Genomic DNA, 14,520 nt, shown 5'->3' on the forward strand with positions numbered 1-14,520 from the left:
TCCTGACGATGTCGCTGTTGCGTTCGCTGCTGATGCTTCCGCTGCTGGCCCTGGCCGGCTGTGCCACCGACGCGGCCCGCCATTGGGTCGAGCTGGATGGCGCCCGCTACCAGGTGGAGCTGGCCACCAACGATGAAACCCGCGCGCGCGGGCTGATGTTCCGCGACCAGATGTCGGCCGACCACGGCATGCTGTTCATCCACGACCGCGAAGAAATGCAGGCGTACTGGATGAAGAACACCAAGATCGCGCTGGACATCCTGTACTTCGACAGCCAGCGCAAGCTTGTCAGCCAGCAGCGCGACGTACCGCCGTGCTCGGCCGGCGACATGTGCCCGCCCTATCCCAGCGGCGGCCCGGCGCGCTACGTGCTGGAGCTCAACGCCGGCCAGGCCGAGAAGCTGCAGCTGAAGGACGGCACCCAGCTGACCTTCGGCCCGGGCATCGAGTAGTAAACGATGCGGCCGGCCAGCGGCCGGCACCTGCGGTAGTGCCGGCCGCTGGCCGGCAACCCTGCAGGGGTCAGATCCCTTTCGCGTGCGAAAGGGATCTGACCCCTGAATTTTTCACGCGACACCGCTTGAAACCGCCTGCGAATGACGCCAGTCTGTGGCCATGCAGGACCGGATCACACTCCCCGACTGGGATGCACTGGCCGACCTCGAAGACGAGGCGCTGCCACTGTTGCCGACCGCGCTGCTGATCGCGCGCGATGAATACCCCGATCTGCAGCCGGCCACCTACGACGCGCTGATCCAGAGCCATGTCGAGCACCTCCGTTCGGAAGTGGACAGCATCGACAACAGCCCGTTGAAGATGGCGGCCATCAACCGCCACCTGTTCGACGAGCTGGGCTACAGCGGCGACCACGACGAGTACTACGACCCCCGCAACAGCTACCTCAACCAGGTATTCGAGCGCCGCCTGGGCAACCCGATCTCGCTGGCGCTGGTGCAGATGGAAGTCGCGCGCCGGCTGGGCATTCCGCTCGACGGCGTGTCCTTCCCCGGCCATTTCCTGGTGCGCCTGCCGGTGGACGACGGCGTGCTGGTGATGGACCCGTTCAATGGCGGCCGCCCGCTGGACGTGGACGAACTGCGCGAGCGGGCCAAGTCACACCTGGGCGGGCAGATGCCCGACGACCAGGTGCTGGCGCAGATCCTTGACCCGGCGCCAGCGCGCGCGATCCTGATGCGCATGCTGCGCAACCTGCACGGCGTGTATGCCGAGGCCGGCGAATGGGACCGCGCCGCGCGCAGTGCCGACCGCCTGCTGAAGCTCGCCCCGGAGCAGGACGATGCGCTGCGTGACCGCGGCCTGGCCTACCTGCAGCTGGAGTACCTGGCCGGTGCCCGCCACGATCTGGGGCAGTACCTGAAGCGCAACCCGGAAGCCAGCGATGCGCAGTGGCTGCGCGAGAAGCTGATCGACCTCGGCGGGCCGGTGCCACGGCTGCATTGATTCTGTCAGGTGTGCGGACCAACGGTCCGCACCCACCCCAACGGTCCGCACCCACCGCTAGCGCCGGGCCATGCCCGGCGGCCATTGCGATCAATCGACCTCGACCATCTCGAAATCGGCCTTGGTCACGCCACAGTCCGGGCAGGTCCAGGTCTCGGGAATGTCCTCCCAGCGCGTCCCCGGCGCGATGCCCTCCTCCGGCAAGCCTTCCGCTTCGCTGTAAAGGAAGCCGCAGACCACGCACATCCAGGTGCGCAAGGTGGTGGGGGTGGCATCGCTCATCGGATAATCAGGGCTGGATTCACGGGCCGCCATTGTCCCATCGCGGTCCACTCACCGGTAGCCATCGATGACTTCTGCTTCCCCGGCGCCCCGCGGCGTCTACCTGATCACCCCGGACGAGCCCGATACCGCACGCCTGCTGGCCCGCACCGCGCCGCTGCTGGCCGCGGGCGCCACCTGGCTGCAGTACCGCAACAAGACCGCCAGTGACGCGCTGCGGCGCGAACAGGCCACCGCCCTGCAGGCACTGTGCGTGGAACACGGCGTGCCGCTGATCGTCAACGACGACCCGGCGCTGGCCAAGACGGTCGGCGCGGCCGGCGTGCACCTGGGCGGCACCGACGGCGACATCCCCAGCGCGCGCGCCCTGCTCGGTGCCGAGGCCATCATCGGCGCCTCCTGCTACGACCAGCTGGCCAATGCCGAGAAGGCCGTGGCCGCCGGCGCCAGCTACGTGGCCTTCGGCGCGTTCTTCCCGACCACCACCAAGATCACCACCAGCCGCGCCCATACCGACCTGCTGCGGCAAAGCGCCGCACTGGGCGTGCCGCGGGTGGCGATCGGCGGCCTGACGCCGGACAATGTCGGTCCCATCATCGACGCCGGCGCCGATCTGGTCGCCGTGGTCAGCAGCGTGTTCGCTGCCGAAGACCCGGTTGCGGTCCAGCGCGCCTACCTCGCCCAGTTCGCGTAATGCCCAGGAAAGCCCCATGAACCACGACCAGTCCCACGCCCTGTTCTCCCGCGCCCAGCAGCTGCTGCCGGGCGGCGTCAATTCGCCGGTACGCGCGTTCAAGTCGGTCGGTGGCGAACCGTTCTTCGTCGAGCGCGCCGACGGCGCCTACCTGTACGACGTCGACGGCAACCGCTACATCGACTACGTCGGTTCCTGGGGCCCGATGATCGTCGGCCACAACCACCCGGCCGTGCGCCAGGCGGTGAAGAAGGCGATCGACAACGGCCTGTCCTTCGGCGCGCCGTGCGCGGCTGAAGTGACCATGGCCGAGACCATCACCCGCCTGGTGCCGTCGTGCGAGATGGTGCGCATGGTCAACTCCGGCACCGAGGCCACGCTGTCGGCGATCCGCCTGGCGCGTGGTGCCACCGGCCGCAACCGCATCGTGAAGTTCGAAGGCTGCTACCACGGCCATGGCGACTCGTTCCTGGTCAAGGCCGGCAGCGGCATGCTGACCCTGGGCGTGCCGACCTCGCCGGGCGTGCCGGCCGGCCTGAGCGAACTGACCCTGACCCTGCCCTACAACGACTTCGAAGCGGCCACGGCGCTGTTCGAACAGCAGGGTGACGACATCGCCGGCCTGATCATCGAGCCGGTGGTCGGCAATGCCAACTGCATCCCGCCGCGCGAGGGCTACCTGCAGCACCTGCGCGAACTGTGCACGAAGCATGGCGCGCTGCTGATCTTCGACGAGGTGATGACCGGCTTCCGCGTCGCCCTCGGCGGTGCGCAGGCGCACTACGGCATCACCCCGGACCTGACCACCTTCGGCAAGATCATCGGCGGCGGCATGCCGGTGGGTGCCTACGGCGGTCGTCGCGAACTGATGCAGCAGATCGCGCCGGCCGGCCCGATCTACCAGGCCGGCACGCTGAGCGGCAACCCGGTGGCAATGGCTGCTGGCCTGGCGATGCTGGAGCTGATCCAGCAACCGGGTTTCCACGCCGACCTGGCCGAGCGCACCGCGCGCCTGTGTGCCGGCCTGGAAGCGGCCGCTGCCGAAGCCGGCGTGGCCGTGACCACCACCCGCGTGGGCGCGATGTTCGGCCTGTTCTTCACCAGTGAGAAGGTGGAGACCTACGCGCAGGCCACTGCCTGTGACATCCCGGCGTTCAACCGCTTCTTCCACGCGATGCTGGACCAGGGCGTGTTCCTGGCGCCGTCGGCGTACGAGGCCGGCTTCCTGTCCAGCGCGCACGACGATGCGGTGATCGAGGCCACCCTCGCCGCTGCACGCGTGGCATTCAAGGCCGCCAAGGGCTGAGGCACACCTTGGCAGGTGCCAACCTTGGTTGGCACAAAAAGGGGACGGAGGGGATTAAGTCGTTTGTGCACTTACGACTTAATCCCCTCCGTCCCCTTTTTCATCCACGCATGGCGTGGATCTACTGGTAGAGCCACGCCAGGCGTGGCTGCTCAACCGAAGACGAATTTGCCCTTCATCATCGCGAAGTGGCCGGGGAACGAGCAGAAGAAGGTGTAATCGCCGCCCTTCTGCAGGCCCTGGGTAGAGAAGCGCACGCGCGTGGTCTCGCCGCCGCCGATCACCTTGGTGTGCGCCAGCACGCGCTTGTCGGCCTTCGGCAGGTAGCTGTCGGCCAGGGTCATGCGCATGCCCGCCATCGCCACCGGCTGGTAATCCGCGCTGCGGGTCAACACCCAGTTGTGGCCCATCGCGGTGGCGGCCAGCTTGCCGGTGTGGCGCAGGGTCAGGTCCACCGCACTGCAATCGGCGGCAACCTTGATCTCGCGGCTGCTGAAACTCATCTGGTCGGTGCTGTCGATGCTCACCGCACACACCCGTGCCATCGCCGACGGCGCCAGCATCAGCGCACCCAGTCCCACTGCCACCATCCAAGCCTTCATCGCTGCATCTCCTGCGGATTCAAGCGCCATTCTAGGCAGCCCCCTGCGGCGCCGTCTGCGACCGTCTGTCGCATGCCAACTCCAGGGTTTCCCGCGCACTCACTGCAATGGCATGCTCGGCCGATGCGGATCGACCTGTTGCTGCTGGATGTGGATGGCGTGCTGGTGCAGTACCAGCGCGCGCAGCGCGTGCTGCACCTGGCGCAGGCGCTGGAGGTTCCTACGCCGGCCGTGCAGGCCGCGCTGTACGACAGCGGGCTGGAAGCCGCGCACGACAATGGCACGCTGGACGGTCCGGCCTACCTGGCACGGCTGGGCGCGCTGCTGGGCAGACCCGTCGATGTGACGACATGGACCGCCGCGCGCCAGGCCGCCAGCCATCCGCAGCACGCGGTGCTGCAGCGGCTGCAGGCCCTGCAACTGCCAATCGCAGTGCTGACCAACAATGGCGCGCTGATGGTGCAGGCGCTGCCCACCCTGCTGCCGGAACTGTTCCCTGCCCTGCAGGGACGCGTGTTCTGCAGCGCCGATTTCGGCCTGCGCAAACCTGCGCCCGCGGTATTCCTGCGCACGCTGGAAGCGCTGGGTGTGGCGCCTTCGCGCACGCTGTTCGTCGATGACCTGTTCGCCAATGTGCGTGGCGCGCGCGCTGCCGGCCTGCACGCGGAAACCGTGCGCGATGGCCGTGGGCTGGGCAAGGTGTTGAAGCGTTACGCGGTGGGCTGATCGGGGTCAGAGCCCTCTCCGCAGGAGAGGGATCCGACCCCAGCGCCGGGGCTTCAGCGCGCGGCGATGAACGCGGCAATTGCCGCGCGCAGGCGCTTCAGGCCTTCGGCCACTTCTTCGTCGGTGATGTTCAGCGACGGCACGAAGCGCAGCACGTCCGGGCCGGCCTGCAGGGTCAGCAGGCCCTGCTCGGCGGCATGGTCGAGGATCGCACCGGCCTGGCCGGCGAAGTCCTTGCTCAGCACCGCGCCCAGCATCAGGCCACGGCCACGCACGTCGCTGAACACGCCGAACTCGTCGTTGATGCGGGCGAAGCCATCGCGCAGCGCCTTCGACTGGCGGCTGACGTTGGCGGCGATCTCCGCCGAGGCCAGCTTGCGCAGTGCCACGCGGGCCACTGCAGCAGCCAGCGGATTGCCACCAAAGGTGGTGCCGTGCGCGCCGAACTGCATGGTCTCGGCCACCTTCGGGCCAGCCAGCATCGCACCGATCGGGAAGCCACCGCCGAGTGCCTTGGCCAGGGTGACCATGTCCGGCACCACGTCGTCCTGCCAGTGCGCGAACAGCGTGCCGGTGCGGCCCATGCCGGCCTGGATCTCGTCCAGCACCAGCAGTGCGTTGTGCTGGTCGCACAGTTCGCGCACGCGCTTGAGGAAGCCGGACTTGGCCGGCATCACGCCGCCCTCGCCCTGGATCGGCTCCAGCATCACCGCCGCCACGTCGCCGGCGGCCATCGCGGTTTCCAGCTGCACCTCATCGTTGAAATCGATGTAGCGGAAGCCACCGGGCAGCGGCTCGTAGCCCTCCTGGTACTTCGGCTGGGCGGTAGCGGTCACCGCGCCCATGGTGCGGCCGTGGAAGCTGCCACGGAAGGTGATGATCACCCGCTTGTCGGCCGGGCGGCCCTGGCTGGAGGCCCACTTGCGGACCATCTTGATCGCCACTTCGTTGGCTTCGGCGCCGGAATTGCACAGGAACACGCGCTCGGCGAAGCGGCTGGCCTTCACCAGCTCCTCGGCCAGGTGCAGCGGCGGCGCACTGTAGAACACGTTGCTGGTGTGCCAGAGCTTGCCGGCCTGCTCGACCAGTGCGGCCACCAGGTCCGGATCGTTGTGGCCCAGGCCACACACGGCGATGCCGGCGGCCAGGTCGATGAACTCACGGCCCTGGCTGTCCCACACGCGGGCGCCCTGGCCTCGCTCCAGAACCACCTGGCGGGGCTTGTAGACCGGCAGGTAGTAGTGCGAAAGGGAGATCAGCGGATCGGTAGCGGCGGTCATGGCAGTCGGCAGGGTTCAGGAATCCCCATTCTCGCGCCGGAACCCCTGCGGCACAATGCGCCCATGCGACCGTTTTCTGCCCCCCAGCTGAACCCCGCCACCGAGACCGGCTGGCGCCGCCGGTGGTTCGACATCATCTACCGCCACGATTCGCGGCCCTCGCGCAATTTCGACCTGATCCTGGTGGTGGCGATCATCGCCAGCATCCTGGTGGTGATGATCGACAGCGTGCAGCACCTGCATGCCGAATGGTCCACCGGCCTGTACATCCTGGAATGGGGCTTCACGATCATCTTCACCGCCGAGTACCTGCTGCGGCTGGCGGTGGTCAAGCGCCCGCTGCGTTACGCGGTGAGCATCTGGGGCATCATCGACCTGCTGTCGATCCTGCCCGCCTATCTGTCGATGTTCATCCCCGGCGCGCAGAGCCTGCTGGTGGTGCGCGCGCTGCGCATCCTGCGCGTGTTCCGCATCCTCAAGCTGACCCGCTACATCGAGGAAAGCGGCGTGTTGATGACGTCGCTGTGGCGCAGCCGGCGCAAAGTGCTGGTGTTCCTTTTCACGGTGATCACCATCACCATCATCGCCGGTGCGCTGATGTACGTGATCGAGGGCCCCGAACACGGCTTCACCAACATCCCGGCCAGCATGTACTGGGCGGTGGTGACCATGGCCACGGTCGGCTTTGGCGACATCGTGCCGCAGACCGTGCTCGGCCGCTTCGTCACTTCGGTGCTGATCCTGATCGGCTACAGCATCATCGCCGTGCCCACCGGCATCTACACCGCCGAACTGGCCAGCACCATGCGCGAAGCCGAGCTGGCCGCACGCCGGGATTCGCGCGGCTGCCCGCACTGCGGGTTGGAGGGGCATGAACCGGATGCGCGCCACTGCCGCAAATGCGGTGGTGAACTGCCGGATGCGTTCAGCCATTGAGGCAGATGCCGGCCAGCGGCCGGCACTACCCTCGGTAGATCCACGCCATGCGTGGATCCTCCTCAACGCATGCGGTTGCTGGTGGTCACCAGGTCGTTGTAGGCATCCAGAATCGTCGACTGCGCCCCCTCAGGATCGGTGGTGAGCCAGCTGCCCGATGCCTTGCGCTCGGCCGCCAGCGCATCGGCGGTGATCGGCTTGCCCTGCTCCAGGCGCTCGAGACCGCGCCCGGCCGTGCGCACCAGCTTGTCCGCCGAGCGCTGCACATGGCCCCACATCGGGTCGTCCTTGCCGACACCACCATTCTGGATTTCCGTCACCAGCGCCTGATAGTCCGCCAGCTGCGTGCGCAGTGCCGCCACGTCCGGTGCGTCGCCCTGGAACGCCATCGCCAGCTGCTTGCCGTCACCGACAAGGCGCAGGTGGTAATACGCCAGCGAGTGGCCCTCGCGTTCCTCGATCTGCTTCAGCTGCGCGGCGCGACGATCGTTCTCGTTCTTTTCCAGCGCCGCATCCATCGCCTCGCTGGCCTTGAAGAACTCAGCATAGGCCTGCATCAGCGGAGCATGCTGGCTGCGCATCCCTTCACCACCATCGCGACGATAATCTTCGCGGGTGAAATAGCCATCAGCGCGCTCGACCAGGGTGTTCAGTGCCTGGAACGCCTGCTGGTACTGCCGCGCGGGCGCATCCAGCGAGGTGGCAGGCGTCTTTGCCAACGCATCGGTCAGCGGCTGGCCGCAGTACTCGACGCGGTGCGACAACACCTTGCCAGGTGAGCGCGGCTGCGCTTCCTTGCCGGTCGGCCCCGCCTTGGGGTCCTTCATCCAGCCCGTGTAGGTCTGGAAACCTTCGTGGATGGGCTGTTCGACGCCGTTGTAGCACTCGATGTAGGCGTTGATCTTTTCCAACCCCGGATCGGCAACAGCCAGGCCTGCCGGGTTGTTGCAGCCGGCCAGCGCGCCGAGCATGAGGACAGGAATCAGGCGTGTGGATGCGTTCAAATCAGTTCCTTGCACAAGTGAAAACTGCAGGCATCGTCATGCATGGCGCAAGAACGCGCTCCAGCACCTCGCCAAGGTGCTGGCATTCAGGGCCACGCGATGCGTCATGCCGCAATCAACCTGCTCGATTGCGACAAAAAATGAATTGCTGAACACTCCGCTTACTGGCGGTTGCTCTGGAAAACGAGCGTGTTGTATTCCTGCATCAGCTTGTTGGCAGAGCCGCGCGGCGCCATCGACGGCGAATCAAGCATGCGTCGTTCGAAATCGCTGTAAGGCTTTTTCTCACTGACGCGCTGCAGCCGCTCCTTGCCCTCGCGCCGGAAATTCTCGGCCCCACGTTCGAAGCCTTCCCAGTCCGACTTGCCCGGTTCCTGGTCGGCAACCTTGGCGTGCGCTTCATCGGAAATGCGGTTGAAGGCATCCAGGCGCTCGCGGGCCTTGGCCTGATCAAACGCGTCCTCGGTCATCAGCTCCACGATGGCCTTGGCTTCCAGCATCATTGCCAGACGGTAGTACTCGCGCGTGCGCCCCTCGGCCTGCTCCAGCGCCTTGAGCTGCTCGCGCTGGGCAGCATCGTTCTGGCGCTCCAGCTCGGCATTGAACGTTTCGCTGGCAGCCACGAAATCCTTGAAGGCGGCCATCAAGGGCGCGTGCAGCTGCTTGCCCTTGGCAAACTGGTCGTCTTCGTAGTCCTGGCGATCGTAGTAGTCGTGGGCGTCCTTGCTGAGCGGCACCAGCGCCTTCAGCACCTGCTGGTAATGGCTGGCAGCGGCATCGAGATCGGCCAGCGCCGGCTTGGCAGCAATCGCCTCGGTCACCGGGGCGTCGCACTGCTTCATGTCGTAGTCGCTGATCTCGAACGGCCCGTACACATGCGTCTCGCGACCGGTCGGGCCGGCCTCCACGTCCTTGATCCAGCGCGTGTAGGACTGGATGCTGCCATGGGTTTTCGAATCCAGCGCGTTGAAGCAACCGATGTAAGCGTTGAGCTTTGCGGTCAACTGCTGTTGTGCGTCAGACGGCGCCGCGCTGGCGTCCGGCGTGCCGGAGGCAGCGACGCCGCCCGCAGCTGCGGGGGCCTTGCCACCGCAGGCGGTCAGGATCAACGACAGCGAAGCGGCCAGTGCCGCGACGGAAAGTGTGCGTGACATGAGTTCACATCCCTGTTGAAAACGATTACAGCCGCGCATTCTAGCGCAGCAGGCCGAGGGTCGCAGCCCTCGGCCTCATCCGCGACGCGCGGTCAATCCAGGAACAGATCCGGCAGCAACGGCCGCGACGGATTCACCGCATAGCCGGACAGATCGGTGACGCCCGCCTGCGCCAGCACTTCATCGTCGATCAGGAACTGGCCGTGGAAGCCGGCCGCTTCACGCACCAGCACCGCGTGCGCGGCGTCGGCCATGATCTGCGGCGTACGGCAGCCGGCCGCATCCACGCCGGGAATCATGTTGATCGCATCCGTGGCGATCACCGTGCGCGGCCACAGCGCGTTCACCGCCACCCCCTGCGGGCCGAATTCCGCGGCCAGGCCGAGCGTGACGAAGCTCATGCCCATCTTGGCCAGCGTGTAGCCGGTATGCGCGCCCCACCACTTCGGCTCCAGGCTCGGCGGCGGCGCCAGGGTGAGGATGTGCGGGTTCGGCGCCTGCAGCAGGTACGGCAGGCAGGCCTGCGCGCACAGGAAGCTGCCACGCGAATTGACCTGCTGCATCAGGTCGAAGCGCTTCATCGGCGTATCCAGCGTGCCGCGCAGCCAGATCGCACTGGCGTTGTTGATCAGGATGTCGATGCCACCGAAGGTGTCGACCGTGGCCGCAACTGCGGCCTGTACCTGCTCCTCCTCGCGGATGTCGCACTTCAGCGCCAGCCCCTGGCCGCCGGCCGCCGTAACGGCCTCGGCTGCGGTGTGGATGGTGCCCGGCAGCTTCGGGTTTGGCACCGACGACTTGGCCGCGATCGCCACGTTGGCCCCGTCGCGCGCAGCGCGCAGTGCGATGGCCAGGCCGATGCCGCGCGAGGCACCGGTGATGAAAAGGGTTTTGCCCTGCAGACTGCCCACGTTCCACACTCCAGCGTATGCAATGAGCCGCTAGTATGCCGCGCCGACGCGGAGTTCACCCGGCCTTGACGATACTCGGACCTCCAGTCAACGCACGAGGTCCACGCCATGCGCCGTTCCCGCCTGCTGCTGCCTGCCCTGGGGCTTGCCCTGCTGACCGCCTGCCAGGGCCGTTCGCCGGAACCCGGCAAGGAGCCGCCTGCCGGTGACGCGCCGAGCGCAGAGAAGGCCGCCGCCGACGGCAAGCTGCGCTGGAGCGAGGCAGTGGTGTGGGATGGCGACCTCAACGCCTGCCGCCAGGGCGAGAATGCGGCCACCCGCGAGTGTCTGCGCGATGCGATGCGCGCCGGTGGCGCCAGCGCCGATGCGATCACCGCCGCCGAACAGTTGTCCACCGGCGGCGAGCTGGCCTATGTGACCGCCTGGCACGAGAACGGCGGCCTGGGCGTGGCCACGGTCGAATACCCGTTCCGCGCCAACACCAACGAGGGCACCCGCCTGGTCGACGCCAGCGGCAAGCGCATCGACGTGGATGCCGTGCAGCTGGACGACGCCCTGCGCGCCGACCCCACCGTGCAGGAGCTGTTGAAGGCCAACCCGCAGGCCACGCCGTTCGCACCGGCGCAGTCGGCCGGGGCCACGCCACTGGATAACGGCGGCATCCGCCTGCTGTACCGCACGCCGCTGCGCGACTGCCACGCCTGCCCGGATGTAGGCCAGCTGCAGATCGCCTACGACTTCGACGCCAAGCGCAACTTCATCGGCCAGCAGGTGGTGCCAGCAACGCCATAAGGTCACCGGCGTCTGCAGAGCCGGGCATGGCTCGGCTCTACAACACGGTTCTGCCCGGCGCATCCACGCATGGCGTGGATCTACCGGTACAACTGCACCTGCTTCTCCAGCAGATGCGGCACGATCAGCCGATGCACGGGTGCAACCGGCAGCATGTACACGCGCCCGAACGCGTTGTGCGTATGCACCACCGTCGCCACTTCCAGCACGTCGCCCTGCCACTGCAGGGCCAGCTGCACACGCAGGTGGCGGTCGTCGTCTTCCAGCACGATGGCATCGTCGTCCAACGACTGCAGAGTGAAGATGCCCAGCCGTTGCCCCGGACGTGGCTGCGCGATGTCCTGTACCGCACGCAACGAGCCCAGGTGCTTCATGCCAAGCAGGCGCATGCCGCGATTGCGCAGCGCCATCAGCCCATCGAACCAGCCGGGAATGGTCGCCGCCATGTCGCGATAGGCCTGCAAGGCCGAGCGCCCATCGCGACGGGTCGTCGCCTGGCAGGCGTGCACGAAGTCGGCGCCGACCAGCTGTGGGCGCAGGACGCTGCCCGCGCTCGGCGGGCCGGTCACCACCTGCGCAGGGCTCACGGCTTCGGCCCCTGCCCCTCGTTGTCTTCCCAATGCAGGATGCGGCGGGTGACGAAGCGGTAGACCGGCTTGCCGGTGGCGAACCACAGTTCGCGTACCCACGAGGTGCGCTTGAGCACGCGCTTCTCCACCGGGGTGAGCGACTCGCGGCAGTACATGCGCTTGTGCTTGAGCAGGTGGCGCAGGTCCTCGCGGGCCAGCAGGCGCATCCAGCGCGAGCGCGGGTTGCCGATCACCGCCAGCTGGAAATCGATCAACGCCGGGCGGCCATCGTCGGTGACCAGCCAGTTGGCTTCCTTGGCCAGGTCGTTGTGGGCCACGCCATTGCGATGCAGCTGCTGCAGCAGGCGACGCGCGGCGCGGAACCAGGCCAGGTCACCGCGTGGCGGACGCTGGTACATGGCATCGCCGGCCATGAAGCTGCGGTCGAGATGACGGCCATCCCACGCCAGCAGCTGCGGCACATCGGCCATGCCGTGGATGTGGCGCAGCGCGCGTGCTTCGCGGCGAGCCAACCACCAGGCCGGCAGCCGCAACCACAGCGGCGTCGCGCCCAGATCACGGCGTACGAAGGGGCCGGCAGGCCCTTCCACAAGGAGGATGCGACCGAAGCTGTCGGCCTTCAGGGCGTGCGAGGGCGTGTCTGGCGAATGCGGCATATGCCCATTCTAGGCGATGGTGCCGGTTGCAAACGGTCACGAAGCGGCTGGGAACCAGTCACCTTCACGCCCCTATAATCGGGCAATGGACTCTTCATGGATCGACGCCACGCTTGCGTGGATTGCCGCTCACCCCGTGCTGGCGGGTGCCGTTATCTTCCTCATCGCCTTCTGCGATGCGGTGATCATTCTCGGTGCCATCGTGCCGGCCCTGCCGCTGCTGTTCGCGGTGGGCGTGTTCATCGGCCTGGGCCAGATCTCCGGGCCGTACGCGGTGGCGGCGGCGGCGCTGGGTGCGTTCGCCGGTGATGGCATCAGTTACTGGATCGGCCGCCGCTGGGGCGACCGCCTGCGTGGCGTGTGGCCGTTCAGCCGCTACCCGCAGCTGCTCGACCGCGGCGAGAACCTGTTCCGCCGCAATGCCTTCAAGAGCATCCTGATCGCACGCTACGTGGGCGCCATCCGCCCGTTCGTGCCGGCCATCGCCGGCATGATGAAGATGCCCGCCAGCCGCTACATGCAGGCCAGTGGTATCGCCAGCATTTCGTGGGCGGTGCTGTTCCTGGCACCGGGCTGGGTGCTTGGCGAGGCCTACGACGCGGTGGCTGCAGTGGCCGGGCGGCTGGTGGTGGTGGTGGGCCTGCTGGCGGTGATCCTCGGCCTGGTCTGGGCCATCGTGCTTTACGGCTACCGCTGGTCGGCCGCACGCATGGACAACTGGCTGGCGCGCCTGCTGGACTGGTCCAACCGCCACCCGACGCTGGGCCGCTATACCGTCGGTGTGCTGGACCCGAAGCGGCGTGAGTCGGTGCCGCTGGCAATGCTGGCGCTGATGCTGCTGGTGCTGGGCTGGGGCTGGTTCGCGCTGCTGACCGTGGTGGTCGCGCACGGTGAACCGCTGGCCATCGACCTGCTGGTGCACCAGGCCATGCTGGCGCTGCGCAACCCGCTGGCCGACTACCCGATGGCCGCGCTGGCGTCGCTGGGTGCCTGGCAGGTGCTGCTGCCGGCCACGGCGGCGGCGATGGGCTACCTGATCTGGCGCCGGCGCTGGATGGCGGCCGCGCACTGGCTGGCCGCCCTCGCCTTCGGCCTGGCGTTGACCATGCTGCTCGGCGCCACCGTCGATGTGGTGCGACCGGTCGATGCCAGCAGTGGCTTCGGCTTCCCGTCGGTGTCGGTGACCATGGCCACCATCACCTTCGGCTTCTTCGCGGTGCTGATCGCCCGCGAGATGCCCGGCCGCACCCGCGTCTGGCCGTACCTGGTGTCGGGCATCGTGGTCAGCCTGATCGGTTTCTCGCGCCTGTACCTTGGCGCGCATTGGCTGAGCGATGTGATCGGCGGCATGCTGTTCGGCACGTTCTGGCTGCTGGTGCTGGGCATCGCCTACCGCCGCCGCTTCAACCGCTCGTTCTGGGTGAAGCCGGTGGCATGGCTGTTCTACGGCGTCTTCGCCGTCGCCGCGATGTGGTACGCACCGCGCCATATTCCGGTGAAGCTGGAACGCTTCGAGCCGACCCTGCCGGCCCCGCAGGCGATGGACATGCAGGCCTGGTGGCAGCACGACTGGGCGAAGCTGCCGGCGCGCCGCAACGAGTTCGACGACGACCAGCGCTGGCCGCTGGACGTGCAGGTGGCGGGCCCGCTGGCGCCGCTGCAGGCGCAGCTGGAAGCACGCGGCTGGAAGCGGCAGGAACAGGCCGGCTGGCAGGAAGCGCTGCTGATGCTGGACAAGAACACCGGTGCCGACGAACTGCCGGTGCTGCCGGCCACGCTGGAAACACGGGTGGAAGCGCTGCTGATGGTGCGCCAGGGCGCGCAGCCGGATGAGCGCTATGTGCTGCGCCTGTGGCCGGCGCCGGCCCAGCTGCAACCGGGCAACACGCCACTATGGCTGGGCAGCGCGCAGACCCTGCGCTACGAGCGTCATTTCGAGTGGATCGGCATGTGGCACCCACTGCGTGGCGTCGATCCGGCGCTGAACGCGGTGAAGGACGCCGTGCAGAACCTGCCGCAGCGCGAGGACGTGCACAGCGAAACCGGGCTGCCGGTGCTGCGGTTGAAGACCACCACGCCCTGACCGGCACCGGTGCGCGATCACTCACTGTAGAGCCGAGCACAGG

Annotated in this window: 16 protein-coding genes; 8 read left to right on the forward strand and 8 right to left on the reverse strand. The window is 67.5% G+C overall.

The features are described from left to right. The first annotated feature begins 8 nt into the window (after positions 1-8). On the forward strand, positions 9-452 hold the full coding sequence (locus AB1281_RS15960) for a DUF192 domain-containing protein (RefSeq protein ID WP_014038356.1): 444 nt from the start codon (positions 9-11) through the stop codon (positions 450-452). A 163-nt stretch (positions 453-615) separates the two neighbouring features. Then, on the forward strand, positions 616-1,461 hold the full coding sequence (locus AB1281_RS15965) for a SirB1 family protein (RefSeq protein WP_430346371.1): 846 nt from the start codon (positions 616-618) through the stop codon (positions 1,459-1,461). Between the two features lie 90 nt (positions 1,462-1,551). On the opposite strand, the gene AB1281_RS15970 is transcribed toward AB1281_RS15965, so the two are convergent. After that, complete coding sequence (locus AB1281_RS15970; protein WP_014038358.1) at positions 1,552-1,776, reverse strand: rubredoxin; 225 nt, start codon at positions 1,774-1,776, stop codon at positions 1,552-1,554. Positions 1,777-1,810: 34 nt separating this feature from the next. On the opposite strand from AB1281_RS15970, the gene thiE reads away from it, so the two are divergent. Next, a complete protein-coding gene (gene thiE / locus AB1281_RS15975; protein WP_430346372.1) occupies positions 1,811-2,437 on the forward strand; it encodes a thiamine phosphate synthase in 627 nt (208 codons plus the stop codon). A 16-nt stretch (positions 2,438-2,453) separates the two neighbouring features. Continuing rightward, complete coding sequence (gene hemL, locus AB1281_RS15980; RefSeq protein WP_164115865.1) at positions 2,454-3,743, forward strand: glutamate-1-semialdehyde 2,1-aminomutase; 1,290 nt, start codon at positions 2,454-2,456, stop codon at positions 3,741-3,743. Between the two features lie 152 nt (positions 3,744-3,895). Here hemL and azu read toward each other — a convergent pair whose 3' ends face one another. Then, positions 3,896-4,345, reverse strand: a complete 450-nt coding sequence (gene azu / locus AB1281_RS15985) for an azurin (RefSeq protein ID WP_142806678.1) — start codon at positions 4,343-4,345, stop codon at positions 3,896-3,898. 123 nt (positions 4,346-4,468) lie between these two features. Between azu and AB1281_RS15990 the strand changes: the two genes are divergently transcribed. Further along, a complete protein-coding gene (locus AB1281_RS15990) occupies positions 4,469-5,071 on the forward strand; it encodes an HAD-IA family hydrolase (RefSeq protein WP_430346373.1) in 603 nt (200 codons plus the stop codon). 53 nt (positions 5,072-5,124) lie between these two features. Here AB1281_RS15990 and AB1281_RS15995 read toward each other — a convergent pair whose 3' ends face one another. Next, the gene (locus tag AB1281_RS15995) at positions 5,125-6,351 is read right to left on the reverse strand and encodes an acetylornithine transaminase (RefSeq protein ID WP_006467246.1); all 1,227 of its coding nucleotides are present in this window, start codon (positions 6,349-6,351) and stop codon (positions 5,125-5,127) included. A 63-nt stretch (positions 6,352-6,414) separates the two neighbouring features. On the opposite strand from AB1281_RS15995, the gene AB1281_RS16000 reads away from it, so the two are divergent. Then, on the forward strand, positions 6,415-7,287 hold the full coding sequence (locus tag AB1281_RS16000; RefSeq protein ID WP_197587777.1) for an ion transporter: 873 nt from the start codon (positions 6,415-6,417) through the stop codon (positions 7,285-7,287). A 62-nt stretch (positions 7,288-7,349) separates the two neighbouring features. Here the strand turns inward: AB1281_RS16000 and AB1281_RS16005 are convergent, their stop codons facing one another. The 3 genes from AB1281_RS16005 to AB1281_RS16015 form a co-directional block, all read right to left on the reverse strand. After that, positions 7,350-8,291: a YiiG family protein gene (locus tag AB1281_RS16005; protein WP_430346374.1), complete on the reverse strand. Its 942-nt coding sequence runs from the start codon at positions 8,289-8,291 to the stop codon at positions 7,350-7,352. Positions 8,292-8,452: 161 nt separating this feature from the next. Continuing rightward, positions 8,453-9,445, reverse strand: a complete 993-nt coding sequence (locus tag AB1281_RS16010; RefSeq protein ID WP_430346375.1) for a YiiG family protein — start codon at positions 9,443-9,445, stop codon at positions 8,453-8,455. Between the two features lie 92 nt (positions 9,446-9,537). After that, complete coding sequence (locus AB1281_RS16015; protein ID WP_430346376.1) at positions 9,538-10,356, reverse strand: SDR family oxidoreductase; 819 nt, start codon at positions 10,354-10,356, stop codon at positions 9,538-9,540. 108 nt (positions 10,357-10,464) lie between these two features. On the opposite strand from AB1281_RS16015, the gene AB1281_RS16020 reads away from it, so the two are divergent. Then, a complete protein-coding gene (locus tag AB1281_RS16020; protein ID WP_430346377.1) occupies positions 10,465-11,148 on the forward strand; it encodes a hypothetical protein in 684 nt (227 codons plus the stop codon). An 80-nt stretch (positions 11,149-11,228) separates the two neighbouring features. Here the strand turns inward: AB1281_RS16020 and AB1281_RS16025 are convergent, their stop codons facing one another. Continuing rightward, a complete protein-coding gene (locus AB1281_RS16025) occupies positions 11,229-11,735 on the reverse strand; it encodes a DUF2867 domain-containing protein (protein ID WP_430346378.1) in 507 nt (168 codons plus the stop codon). After that, entirely contained in the window at positions 11,732-12,394 is a 663-nt protein-coding gene (locus AB1281_RS16030; protein ID WP_032956028.1) for a serine/threonine-protein kinase, read from the reverse strand. Before AB1281_RS16030 ends, AB1281_RS16025 begins: the two co-directional genes overlap by 4 nt. 85 nt (positions 12,395-12,479) lie before the next feature. Between AB1281_RS16030 and AB1281_RS16035 the strand changes: the two genes are divergently transcribed. Beyond that, complete coding sequence (locus AB1281_RS16035; RefSeq protein WP_430346379.1) at positions 12,480-14,477, forward strand: VTT domain-containing protein; 1,998 nt, start codon at positions 12,480-12,482, stop codon at positions 14,475-14,477. Positions 14,478-14,520: the final 43 nt, after the last annotated feature.

Origin of the sequence: Stenotrophomonas sp. NRRL B-14846 (genome assembly GCF_050473585.1) — a bacterium.
Classification (GTDB): Bacteria; Pseudomonadota; Gammaproteobacteria; order Xanthomonadales; family Xanthomonadaceae; genus Stenotrophomonas.

What these genes read in the sequence shown, in the direction of transcription:
- AB1281_RS15960 (WP_014038356.1), top strand. Translation starts at nt 9, where the DNA reads ATGTCGCTGTTGCGTTCGCTGCTGATGCTTCCGCTGCTGGCCCTGGCC.
- AB1281_RS15965 (WP_430346371.1), top strand. Translation starts at nt 616, where the DNA reads ATGCAGGACCGGATCACACTCCCCGACTGGGATGCACTGGCCGACCTC.
- AB1281_RS15970 (WP_014038358.1), bottom strand. Translation starts at nt 1,776, where the DNA reads ATGGCGGCCCGTGAATCCAGCCCTGATTATCCGATGAGCGATGCCACC.
- thiE (WP_430346372.1), top strand. Translation starts at nt 1,811, where the DNA reads ATGACTTCTGCTTCCCCGGCGCCCCGCGGCGTCTACCTGATCACCCCG.
- hemL (WP_164115865.1), top strand. Translation starts at nt 2,454, where the DNA reads ATGAACCACGACCAGTCCCACGCCCTGTTCTCCCGCGCCCAGCAGCTG.
- azu (WP_142806678.1), bottom strand. Translation starts at nt 4,345, where the DNA reads ATGAAGGCTTGGATGGTGGCAGTGGGACTGGGTGCGCTGATGCTGGCG.
- AB1281_RS15990 (WP_430346373.1), top strand. Translation starts at nt 4,469, where the DNA reads ATGCGGATCGACCTGTTGCTGCTGGATGTGGATGGCGTGCTGGTGCAG.
- AB1281_RS15995 (WP_006467246.1), bottom strand. Translation starts at nt 6,351, where the DNA reads ATGACCGCCGCTACCGATCCGCTGATCTCCCTTTCGCACTACTACCTG.
- AB1281_RS16000 (WP_197587777.1), top strand. Translation starts at nt 6,415, where the DNA reads ATGCGACCGTTTTCTGCCCCCCAGCTGAACCCCGCCACCGAGACCGGC.
- AB1281_RS16010 (WP_430346375.1), bottom strand. Translation starts at nt 9,445, where the DNA reads ATGTCACGCACACTTTCCGTCGCGGCACTGGCCGCTTCGCTGTCGTTG.
- AB1281_RS16020 (WP_430346377.1), top strand. Translation starts at nt 10,465, where the DNA reads ATGCGCCGTTCCCGCCTGCTGCTGCCTGCCCTGGGGCTTGCCCTGCTG.
- AB1281_RS16030 (WP_032956028.1), bottom strand. Translation starts at nt 12,394, where the DNA reads ATGCCGCATTCGCCAGACACGCCCTCGCACGCCCTGAAGGCCGACAGC.
- AB1281_RS16035 (WP_430346379.1), top strand. Translation starts at nt 12,480, where the DNA reads ATGGACTCTTCATGGATCGACGCCACGCTTGCGTGGATTGCCGCTCAC.